Annotated in this window: 6 protein-coding genes and 3 rRNA genes (1 of these 9 running past the window's edge); all 9 read left to right on the plus strand. The window is 45.7% G+C overall.

Annotated features, from left to right (window positions below):
• Nucleotides 1-83 precede the first annotated feature (83 nt).
• The gene (gene mqnE / locus SRRS_RS08410; protein WP_371367945.1) at nt 84-1193 is read left to right on the plus strand and encodes an aminofutalosine synthase MqnE; all 1110 of its coding nucleotides are present in this window, start codon (nt 84-86) and stop codon (nt 1191-1193) included.
• A complete protein-coding gene (locus SRRS_RS08415) occupies nt 1190-2032 on the plus strand; it encodes a menaquinone biosynthetic enzyme MqnA/MqnD family protein (RefSeq protein ID WP_371367947.1) in 843 nt (280 codons plus the stop codon). The genes mqnE and SRRS_RS08415 overlap by 4 nt, the downstream gene beginning before the upstream one ends.
• On the plus strand, nt 2032-3087 hold the full coding sequence (mqnC, locus tag SRRS_RS08420; RefSeq protein WP_371367949.1) for a cyclic dehypoxanthinyl futalosine synthase: 1056 nt from the start codon (nt 2032-2034) through the stop codon (nt 3085-3087). Before SRRS_RS08415 ends, mqnC begins: the two co-directional genes overlap by 1 nt.
• Nucleotides 3068-3895 carry an MTAP family purine nucleoside phosphorylase gene (locus tag SRRS_RS08425; RefSeq protein ID WP_371367951.1) on the plus strand — a complete coding sequence of 276 codons (828 nt, stop codon included), beginning with the start codon at nt 3068-3070 and terminating at the stop codon, nt 3893-3895. The genes mqnC and SRRS_RS08425 overlap by 20 nt, the downstream gene beginning before the upstream one ends.
• Nucleotides 3896-4056: 161 nt before the next feature.
• On the plus strand, nt 4057-5598 hold the full coding sequence (guaA, locus tag SRRS_RS08430; protein WP_371367953.1) for a glutamine-hydrolyzing GMP synthase: 1542 nt from the start codon (nt 4057-4059) through the stop codon (nt 5596-5598).
• Nucleotides 5599-5893: 295 nt separating this feature from the next.
• Nucleotides 5894-8551 (plus strand): pyruvate, phosphate dikinase, encoded by a 2658-nt coding sequence (gene ppdK, locus SRRS_RS08435; protein WP_371367955.1) that lies wholly within the window; start codon nt 5894-5896, stop codon nt 8549-8551.
• A 383-nt stretch (nt 8552-8934) separates the two neighbouring features.
• A 16S ribosomal RNA gene (locus SRRS_RS08440) occupies nt 8935-10489 on the plus strand.
• Nucleotides 10490-10606: 117 nt separating this feature from the next.
• Nucleotides 10607-10723, plus strand: a 5S ribosomal RNA gene (gene rrf, locus SRRS_RS08445).
• Nucleotides 10724-11041: 318 nt separating this feature from the next.
• Nucleotides 11042-11815, plus strand: a 23S ribosomal RNA gene (locus tag SRRS_RS08450); it runs 2141 nt beyond the window's last position.
• The 16S, 23S and 5S rRNA genes sit together here, the layout of an rRNA operon.

Genomic DNA, 11815 nt, shown 5'->3' on the forward strand with positions numbered 1-11815 from the left:
ATAAAGTGGCAAACTTATGTTGAACATTAATTTAGCTGAAGGTTTATCTTAAGCTAAAGCTATTTTATCTGGAGTGAGACAGCATGAATGCGATTGCTCATACTGCATCAGACAAAATCAGAAACGGTGAGCGAATTGAGTTTACTGAAGCTTTGGCGCTTTACCAGCAAAACGATCTGTTATTGTTGGCCGAGCTGGCAAATCGCGTAAAACATACTAAGTCGGGGCAAAATGTATATTTCAACGTTAATCGCCATATCAACCTGACAAATATCTGTCATGCGCGCTGTCCATTATGTGCATTTGGATGCGATGCCACGGCGGAACACGCTTTTGTTCTTGACCGCAGCAAAGTGGAAAAAATGGTCCGGCAAGCCGCAGAGACTTGTCCGGAAATTACTGAAATACACATTGTGAGTGCTCTTCACCCGGACAAGCCGTTTAGCTACTTTTTAGATATAATACAAGCTGTCAAGGCGCAATTACCGGCTGTAAGCATTAAGGCCTTTACACCGGTGGAAATCATTCATTTTGCCAAAACGGCGGGGCTTACCATCGAAACCGTACTGGCTGAGCTTAAAGCGGCGGGTCTTGGTTCATTGCCTGGTGGCGGGGCTGAGATTCTCGATGATAGCATCCGGCGGGAAATTTGCCCTAATAAGGCGACAACTGCTGAATGGATAACCGTCATTAAGACTGCACACCGTTTAGGGTTGCCAACAAACGCTACTATGCTCTACGGTCATATTGAGACCTTGGAGCAGCGGCTTAAACATTTATTTACTATCAGGGAGATTCAGGATGAAACCGGAGGGTTTCAGGCCTATGTAGGATTTCCTTTTCATCCGGAAAACACAGAGTTGGCGAAAAAGTATAATATTCGCCGGGTTTCTGCATGGGAAGGTCTCAAGATGATTGCGATGGCCAGGCTGATTCTTGATAATATTGACCATATAAAAGCGTTTTGGATGATGTTAACTCTTCCCGTAACGCAACTATCCTTAGCTTTTGGCGTAGATGACCTTGACGGTACAGTTGTCGAAGAAAAAATTATTCATGCTGCTGGCGCCGTCACGAAGAAGGGAATCACCAAGCAGGAACTTGCTGCGCTTATTGCTGAAACAGGTTTGAGGCCGGTAGAACGGGACACCTTCTATCAGCCGATTACAATAAATCAGGGAGTAGGTCAATGACATCTATCGGAGAAGTGCGATTAGGACATATAGAATTCATAAATTGTTTGCCGCTGGCGTATGGTCTTTCTCATGGATTTGGAGAGGGTCTCGATATTGTGACAGGTCCGCCTGCTATGTTGAATAAGATGGTAATAGAGGGACAGTTGGATATTAGTCCGGTATCATCGATTGTTTTTGCCAAACACAGTGAGAAGTTTTTAGTTTTACCTGATGTATCAATAAGCGCTAACGGTTACTTACAAAGTATTTTGCTTGTGTCAAAGCGGCCAATTGCCAAGCTTGACGATGCTCGCGTAGCTCTTACATCCAAATCGGCTACCTCGCATGTTCTGCTCAAAATTATCATGAATAAGGCCTATCAAGTTACACCTGAATATTATACAAGTACTGCTACTACACAGAGTGAAGCTTTGGCCCAGTCTGACGCCGCTTTATTTATTGGTGACGATGCCTTGTACGCCTATCATAATCGATTTTTGGGCTATTACTATTATGATATTGGCCGGGAATGGCAGAAACTTACCGGACAAGGTATGGTATATGCTGTATGGGTAGCTAACCGGGAATTTGCTTTAAAATACCCGGATTTACTGCACATGGTGTATAAAAAGATTACCGGTGGATTTAAGTATGGACTGGGAAGGCTTGAGGCGGCTGCGGATACTGTAACAGCAAAAGTACCATTTACGTCAGAACAGATCACAGACTATCTTAAACTGCTAAAGTATGAGCTGGAGCCTGACTTTCAGGCGGCTTTGCTTACGTATTACAAACTTGCCAGCGAATTGAAGTTAATTGCCGATATTCCGGATTTAGCGTTTGCTGAGGTGAGATAATGAGGTCATTAAGCATAGCTCAGGGGACACAATTATTGACGATCGGGGATGTAATCGAACTGGGACAGGCGGCTGACGCTATGCGGCGCAAGCTGCATCCTGGCAATGTTGTTACGTTTATTATTGACCGCAATATTAACTATACTAATGTTTGCCGGAGCGAGTGCCGGTTCTGTGCTTTTTATCGGAAAGCCGGGCATAAAGATGCTTATGTGCTCCCGGAAACGGTTATATTAAATAAAATACAGGAAACAGTGGCGGCAGGCGGCACGCAAATAATGCTGCAAGGCGGTCTTAATCCTGCTTTAGATATCAATTATTACACAAGCTTACTTACGACAATTAAGAAAAATTTTACGATAACCATTCATTCTTTTTCACCGGCGGAAGTTTTATTTATTGCCAAACAGACTGGGATTTCGGTGTCCGAAACGCTAAGGCGCCTTCAGGCAGCCGGACTTGATTCGTTGCCCGGCGGTGGCGCTGAAATTTTGGTTGACCGTGTGCGGCAGCATGTTAGCCCTAAGAAGATTAGTGCCGGGGACTGGCTTACCGTGATGGAAGAAGCCCATAGAATTGGACTTAAGACTACCGCGACTATGGTTATTGGTATGGGTGAGACCTATGCCGAACGGCTGGAACATATGGACAAAGTTCGCCGTCTGCAAGAGAAAACCGGTGGATTTCGGGCCTTTATCATATGGTCATATCAGCCGGGCAATACAGAACTTGGCGGCGAGAAGACCTCTACTTGGGATTATTTAAAAACATTGGCTGTGGCAAGATTATATCTTGACAACATAGAGCATATGCAGGGCTCCTGGGTTACGCAGGGGCAAAACACCGGACAACTGACACTGGCTTTTGGTGCGAATGACTTGGGCAGCATTATGCTGGAGGAAAACGTGGTGCGAGCGGCGGGAACAGCCTATGACATGTCAGTGAACAAGATGGTTGAAATAATCCGCGGCGCCGGTAAAATACCGGCACAGCGCGATACTAACTATACTATATTGAAAGTGTTTGGTGCTGATAATGAATTTACTAAAAGTTGATTTTGCCGTAATTGGCGGTTCAGGAACATTGTCCAGCAACTTTCCGTTTGGAGTGGAGGATCCCGGTGTTAAGCTCGTACTTGATGATTTGGAGTTTGAAACTCCCTATGGTATGAGTCCGCCGTTTCGTCTATTTACCGTTGATGATAGACAGGTGTTAACAGTAAAGATGCATGGCTGGCGCAGCGGAGTAAGCCGGGCTGAAGCTTCCCGTCAGATTTTTTGGGTAATGCGGGAAACCGGTGTTAAACGGATTATTGCCGAAGGCGGTGTAGGAACGATAAATCATTTGTTAGATCCCCGCGATTTTATTGTTCCTCATGATTATATCGACATGTCGGTAAGAAAAGATGTCGGCCTTGAAGGCAAGTATCTGTTAGTAATGCGGGATGCCGTTTGTCCTGAACTTAGACAAGTTTTAATTAATACTGTTAAGGAACATTATCAGGGACGCTTATTTACCAGAGGCGTATATGCCGTTACTGATGGCCGCCATTTTGAAAGTCCGGCCGAAATCGCTATGCTCAAGGGACATGCTGACATTGTTGGGCAAAGTATGTGTCCTGAAGTATATTTAGCGAGAGAAATTGGCGCTTGCTATGCCGGCCTGTACTTTGTGGTAAACTATGGCGAAGGCGTAGTAAAAGATTGGTCACATCAACAATTGCAAGAAATTTTTTTTGACGACGCTCCGCTTATCAGCAAAATTATTATTAATACTATCCGTAAGCTTAACGCCAAAAGCGGCTGTGAATGTGCGAGTTTGCGCAAAGAAACACTGCTGAAGGAAGTATATTCCGGGGACTAATCCGTGCTCAGACTCAACCGTATGGGAAATAGAGTTTTTGGAGGATTAGCGGGCAATTTGAAGACTAATCTTTGGATGCCCTGAAGCTTTACCGGAAGCTAAGTTTGTTATACAATTAGCCTTATTCCAAAGAGCAACAATAAAAGGGAGGATATCTACATATGTCGTCAGGCAAACAAGAAATGATTTTAGTTATGGATTTTGGTGGCCAATACAGCCAGCTTATTGCCAGAAGAATCCGCGAATGCGGAGTTTATTGCGAAATAGTACCTTTTAGTATTAGTATTGAAAAAATCCGCCAAATGGCTCCCAAAGGTATAATATTTTCCGGCGGGCCGTCCAGTGTGTACGGAGAAAAGGCACCTAAGTGCGATCCGCAAGTATTTGAAATTAACCTCCCTGTCCTGGGGATTTGCTATGGTATGCAGCTTACAGCCCATACTTTGGGTGGCAAGGTAACCCATGCCGACTCCCGTGAATATGGCAACACCAAATTAGTGGTAGACCAAAAGACCGGTGTTTTTGCCGAAATTTCCGGTGAAACTCAGGTGTGGATGAGCCATGGCGATTACATTGCTGAGGCTCCGGCTGGATTTACGATAACCGCTCATACTAACAGTACTCCGGTTGCCGCTATGGAAAATACTGCCCGGGGCATTTTCGGTGTTCAATTCCATCCGGAAGTTGTACATACCCCGGAAGGTATGAAGATGTTGAAAAACTTCCTGTTTGATATCTGCGGTTGCAAAGGCGAATGGAATATGGGTTCCTTTGTCGATCAAGCAGTAGCTAAAATCAAAGCTCAAGTAGGTGATAAGCGTGTGTTGTGTGCTTTGAGCGGCGGTGTTGATTCCTCTGTTGCTGCCGTGCTGGTGCACCGCGCTGTTGGCGACCAACTGACCTGCGTTTTTGTTAATCATGGTTTCTTGCGTAAAGGGGAAGCCGAGCAAGTAGTTAAAACCTTCCGTGACGGTTTCAAAATGAATTTAGTCTATGCTGATGCTGTCGACCGGTTTATGAACCGGCTAAACGGCATAACTGAGCCTGAACAAAAACGTAAACTTATTGGTGAAGAGTTTATTCGCGTATTTGAAGCCGAGTCGGCTAAACTGGGGCAAATTGATTACTTGGTCCAGGGCACTCTCTATCCGGATGTTATTGAAAGCGGAACTGAGACTGCTGCTGTTATCAAAAGCCACCACAATGTAGGCGGTTTGCCCGAAGATATGAAATTTGAACTTGTAGAACCACTTAGAGACCTGTTTAAAGATGAAGTGCGTGCTTTAGGAAAGGAACTTGGTTTAAGCGATGATATTGTTTACCGTCAGCCATTCCCCGGCCCGGGCTTAGCCATTCGCATTATTGGTGAGATTACGGAAGAGCGCCTGGAGATTCTTCGTGAAGCTGATTCCATCGTGTATCAGGAAATTAAAAAGGCTGGTTTGTACCGTAAAATATGGCAGTCATTTGCCGTGTTGCCGGCAATGAAGAGTGTTGGTGTCATGGGTGATGAACGAACCTATGCATACACTGTCGGTCTCCGCATTGTTGAAAGTGAAGATGGTATGACCGCCGACTGGGTACGCTTGCCGTACGAAGTACTTGATTCAATTTCAAGGCGAATTGTTAACGAAGTTAAAGGCGTAAACCGAATTGTTTATGACATTACTTCTAAACCGCCTTCCACAATTGAATGGGAATAAGTTAAATTTCAAAAACTATGGAACGCTATATGCTTTCCATAGTTTTTTTTATTTTGCAGAAGGAAAATGATAATTTATGTTGAATAAATGTTATAAATAGGCTACGCTATATGACGTAATAACGACATATAGAATATCATATTAATAATAAAGGAGGGCAATTTGTTGTTATTTTAGTTTGTCATAGCTAACCATGTAGCTTTGGGTTTGTGTAAGTTTGAATGATTATAGTTAAACAATGACTAATTTATATACAGCAAATTCGCTGAACCACTATTGAAAGGGGTAATAGAAGATGGACAAATTTGTTTATTTGTTTAGAGAGGGTAAAGCTGACATGAAGGCTCTGTTAGGGGGCAAAGGTGCTAACTTGGCGGAGATGACCAATATCGGTTTGCCGGTACCTCCTGGCATGACCATTACTACTAAGGCTTGCAATGAATATTACCGTTTAGGCCGGAAACTGCCGGAAGGATTAATGGATGAGGTAAAGCGCAATTTAGCTGTTGTGGAAGAACAAGCTGGTAAAAAGTTTGGGGATGTACAAAATCCTCTGCTGGTTTCCGTTCGTTCTGGCGCTATGTTTTCTATGCCAGGCATGATGGATACCATCTTAAACTTGGGTCTTAATGAAGAAACAGTCCAGTCAGTTGCAAGAAATACCGACAATCTCAGATTTGCCTACGATGCCTACCGTCGTTTTATCCAAATGTTCGGTGACGTTGTATTAGAAATTCCTAAGTATGAATTTGAGGATCTACTGCACAGACAAAAAGATGTTCAGGGCGTAAGATTCGATCAGGAGCTTACTTCCGAATCTCTGCGCAAAATTATTGACAATTATAAAGAACTGGTAAAAAGTAAAACAGGAAATCCTTTCCCCGAAAATCCGCTCGATCAATTAGATATGGCTATTGAAGCCGTATTCCGTTCTTGGAATAACGATAGAGCTATTGTATACCGGAACTTAAATAAAATAGACCATGATTTGGGGACTGCAGTTAATATTCAATCCATGGTTTTCGGTAATATGGGCAATGACTCCGGTACCGGAGTGGCATTTACCCGTAATCCTTCTACAGGTGAAAATGTACTGTATGGCGAGTTTTTAACAAATGCGCAAGGCGAAGACGTAGTTGCCGGTATCCGTACTCCCCGGCCGATCGCTCAGCTTAAAGACGAGATGCCAGTGCTTTATGAAGAGTTTGTCCGGATTGCCCGACTGCTTGAAACTCATTACAAAAATATGCAAGATATCGAATTTACTATTGAACGCAACCGTCTGTACATTCTACAGACACGTAACGGTAAACGGACGGCGCAAGCCAGTGTGCGGGTTGCTTATGAGTTAGCCCAAGAAGGGTTAATTAGCAAACAGCAAGCACTGTTATTGGTTGAGCCTGGCCAGCTCGATCAACTGCTGCACCGGCAGATTGATACCAGTGCAACCTTGAATGTTATTGCCAAAGGTTTGCCGGCATCACCGGGAGCCGCTTCCGGTCAAGTGGTGTTTGATGCCGACGAAGCCGAGCGCCTTGGCAAGACAGGCAAAAAGGTATTATTGGTACGCACGGAAACAACTCCTGATGATATTCATGGTATTGTTGTGGCGCAGGGAATTCTAACCAGCAGAGGCGGTATGACCAGCCATGCTGCTGTAGTTGCCCGGGGAATGGGTAAGCCTTGTGTATGTGGCTGTGAAGTTGTCCACATTGATTATGCAAAAGAAGAGTTCAGTATCGGCGACACTATAATCAAAAAAGGTGAGTTGCTGTCTATTGATGGTGGAACAGGACGCGTCGTTTTAGGTGAAGTGCCGATGAAAGATCCCGAAATCTCAAAAGAATATAAAGCGCTGTTAGAATGGGCTGATGAGGCTAAACGGTTAATTGTCAGGGCTAATGCAGATACTCCGGAAGACGCACTGAAAGCTCGTGAATTTGGCGCAAAGGGTATTGGTTTGACCAGAACCGAGCATATGTTTATGGCCCAAGAGCGCTTACCTTATGTACAGCAGATGATTTTGGCTGAAACGCTAGAAGCACGCAAGCAAGCTCTTGCTCATCTTTTGCCTATGCAGCAAGGTGATTTTTATGGCATTCTAAAAGCTATGGAAGGCTATCCAGTTTGCATTCGTCTATTAGATCCTCCTTTGCACGAATTTTTACCTAGTCAGGAGGAACTGGTTGTAGAAACAACAACACTAAAAATAACCGGAGAAAATCCTGCCCGCCTTGAGGAAAAGCTTCAGCTATTGAAAAAAGTTCGCGCATTGCATGAATTTAACCCCATGCTGGGACATCGGGGCTGCCGCTTAGGTGTTTCCTTCCCTGAAGTATATGAAATGCAAATTAGGGCTATTTTTAACGCCTCAGCACAATTGACCAAGGAAGGTTATAAGGTATTACCTGAAGTAGAAATTCCACTTACAATAGATGTAAATGAAATGAAAATCTTCAGACCTAAAATCGATGCAATTGCTGAAGAGGTTATGGCTGCTGCCGGCGTCAAATTCCATTATTCTGCAGGTACTATGATTGAGCTGCCCCGAGCGGCCATGATGGCAGACGAACTTGCTGAATACATTGATTACTTTACTTTCGGAACCAACGATTTGACACAAACTACGTTCGGCTTTAGTCGAGATGATGCCGAAGGTAAGTTCCTTGCCGATTATCTTGACAACAAAATTCTTAAGGATAATCCGTTCGTTGTGCTGGATCGCAAAGGCGTTGGCAAGCTGATGCGTATGGCGGTCCAAGGTGGACGCCAAACCAAACCGGGAATGGAAATCGGAATTTGTGGTGAGCATGGTGGCGAGCCTAATTCGATTGCCTTCTGCCACGAAATTGGTTTAGACTTTGTAAGCTGCTCACCATACCGGGTGCCGCTTGCAAGATTAGCCGCTGCCCAAGCTGCCATTAGTGACAGTGAAATTATTGGAACCCGCTAGTTAAATAAGGGGAATTTAGTTGTTATGCCTCCAGGCATATGCATATGCTCTGGAGGCATAAATTTTCCTCATTTTACAAAGAATAAGCTTATTGACATACGATGAAATTGTATGCTACTATATAAAAGTCGCTGCGAGACACGACAAAATATACCAAAAGAACTACCAAAAATTATATTACAAGATTATGTTGACACGATGAAACAAACGTGATAACATAAATAACTGTCGCCGCTGAAAACGCGGTAACAACAAAAGTGTTCCCTGAAAACTGAACAATGTAAGTAATGCATCATAAAAAGCCAGATGTGCGGTGCTCATTGAGCACACAAAAACAATTTCTTTTTTGATTTTATGAGCCATCAAGGCTCCATAAATATACTTTTATGGAGAGTTTGATCCTGGCTCAGGACGAACGCTGGCGGCGTGCCTAACACATGCAAGTCGAACGGAGTATTCATTTATGGATACTTAGTGGCGAACGGGTGAGTAACGCGTAGATAACCTGCCTCTAAGATGGGGACAACACCGCGAAAGTGGTGCTAATACCGAATGTGGTATCTTTATCGCATGATAAAGATAAGAAAGATGGCCTCTACATGTAAGCTATCGTTTAGAGATGGGTCTGCGTCTGATTAGCTAGTTGGTGAGGTAAAGGCTCACCAAGGCGACGATCAGTAGCCGGTCTGAGAGGATGAACGGCCACACTGGGACTGAGACACGGCCCAGACTCCTACGGGAGGCAGCAGTGGGGAATCTTCCGCAATGGACGAAAGTCTGACGGAGCAACGCCGCGTGAGTGAAGAAGGTTTTCGGATCGTAAAACTCTGTCGTTTGGGACGAACGTGCTTTGGGTAAATAATCTAAAGTAATGACGGTACCAAAGGAGGAAGCCACGGCTAACTACGTGCCAGCAGCCGCGGTAATACGTAGGTGGCAAGCGTTGTCCGGAATTATTGGGCGTAAAGGGCGTGTAGGTGGATTCTTAAGTCGTGTGTCTAAGTGCGGGGCTCAACCCCGTATAGGCGCAGGAAACTGGGGATCTTGAGTGCAGGAGAGGAAAGTGGAATTCCCAGTGTAGCGGTGAAATGCGTAGATATTGGGAGGAACACCAGTGGCGAAGGCGACTTTCTGGACTGTGTCTGACACTGAGGCGCGAAAGCTAGGGGAGCGAACGGGATTAGATACCCCGGTAGTCCTAGCCGTAAACGATGGGTACTAGGTGTAGGAGGTATCGACCCCTCCTGTGCCGGAGTTAACGCAATAAGTACCCCGCCTGGGGAGTACGGCCGCAAGGTTGAAACTCAAAGGAATTGACGGGGGCCCGCACAAGCGGTGGAGTATGTGGTTTAATTCGACGCAACGCGAAGAACCTTACCAGGGCTTGACATTGAGTGAAAAACTTAGAGATAAGTTCCTCCCTACGGGGACACGAAAACAGGTGGTGCATGGCTGTCGTCAGCTCGTGTCGTGAGATGTTGGGTTAAGTCCCGCAACGAGCGCAACCCTTATCCTTTGTTGCCAGCACGTAAAGGTGGGAACTCAAAGGAGACTGCCGCAGACAATGCGGAGGAAGGCGGGGATGACGTCAAGTCATCATGCCCCTTATGTCCTGGGCTACACACGTACTACAATGGGCTTAAACAAAGCGAAGCAAGCCTGCGAAGGTAAGCCAAACGCATAAACAAGCTCTCAGTTCGGATCGGAGGCTGCAACTCGCCTCCGTGAAGTCGGAATCGCTAGTAATCGCAGGTCAGCATACTGCGGTGAATACGTTCCCGGGCCTTGTACACACCGCCCGTCACACCACGAAAGTTGGAAACACCCGAAGCCGGTGGGGTAACCGTAAGGAGCCAGCCGTCTAAGGTGGGGCCGATGATTGGGGTGAAGTCGTAACAAGGTAGCCGTATCGGAAGGTGCGGCTGGATCACCTCCTTTCTAGGGAGAACCGTTCAAGCTAGCGCTTGAACTACTTCCAGGTCGGTACATCAGGCAGATGCACAATCCTTACATTGTTTAGTTTTGAGGGAATGCAAATTTCTTCAAACCAAAATATCCAGTGACGATAGCTGTGGGGCTCCACCTGTTCCCATACCGAACACAGTAGTTAAGCCCATAAACGCCGAAGGTACTTGGCTGGAAACGGCCTGGGAGATTAGGAAGTTGCTGGTTCAGGAACGAAAATTACCAGAACTTACTTGTTGAAATACACGAGTAAATCTGATAACATAGATGTTCCGATGTTCCTTGAAAACTGCACAGAAGAAAGCAAAAGTAAAGTAATGCCTCATATATAAATATGAGAAGTTCTTTACGCGCAATTAGGATATACTGAAGGCAAAACGTAAGCTATGTAACGGCTTAGGCTGTTTAGTGTGCGTTAGCTGCTAGGCGGACCGGAGAAGTGAGCCGCGCGCGTACTGGTAAGTACGTAAGCAAACACTTCGAGGACCAACGACGCAGATGACGTGCAATAAACTGCCGTAACTAAGTCAAGTTATTAAGGGCATACGGTGGATGCCTAGGCGCCAAGAGCCGAAGAAGGACGCGGTAAGCTGCGAAAAGTCATGGGAAGCCGCAAGCAGGCATTGATCCATGAATGTCCGAATGGGGGAACCCGGCGGTGGTAATGCACCGTCACCTAGCTAATGCTAGGAGGGCACCCGGGGAACTGAAACATCTAAGTACCCGGAGGAAAAGTAATCAAACGAGATTCCCTAAGTAGCGGCGAGCGAACGGGGAAGAGCCCAAACCAGAGAGCTTTGCTCTTTGGGGTTGAGGACTGACAAAAGTTAGGTCAGGTCTAGTCGAACTACCTGGAAAGGTAGGCCGCAGAAGGTAAAAGCCCTGTAAGCGAAAGACAGAGCCTAATGGTCAGAATCCAGAGTACCACGGGACACGAGGAACCCTGTGGGAAGCAGGGGGGACCACCCTCCAAGGCAAAATACTCCTTGGCGACCGATAGCGCATAGTACCGTGAGGGAAAGGTGAAAAGCACCCCGGGAGGGGAGTGAAAGAGAACCTGAAACCGTATGTCTACAAGCAGTCGAAGACCCTTATGTGGTCGACGGCGTGCCTATTGAAGAATGAACCGGCGAGTTACAGTAACTAGCGAGGTTAAGTGGAAAACACGGAGCCGAAGCGAAAGCGAGTCTAAATAGGGCGAGAGTTAGTTATTGTAGACCCGAAACCGCAGTGATCTATCCATGTCCAGGTTGAAGCGCAGGTAAAAATGCGTGGAGGACCGAACCCGTGAGCGTTGAA

The sequence above is a fragment of the Sporomusa rhizae genome, assembly GCF_041428845.1.
Classification (GTDB): Bacteria; Bacillota; Negativicutes; order Sporomusales; family Sporomusaceae; genus Sporomusa; species Sporomusa rhizae.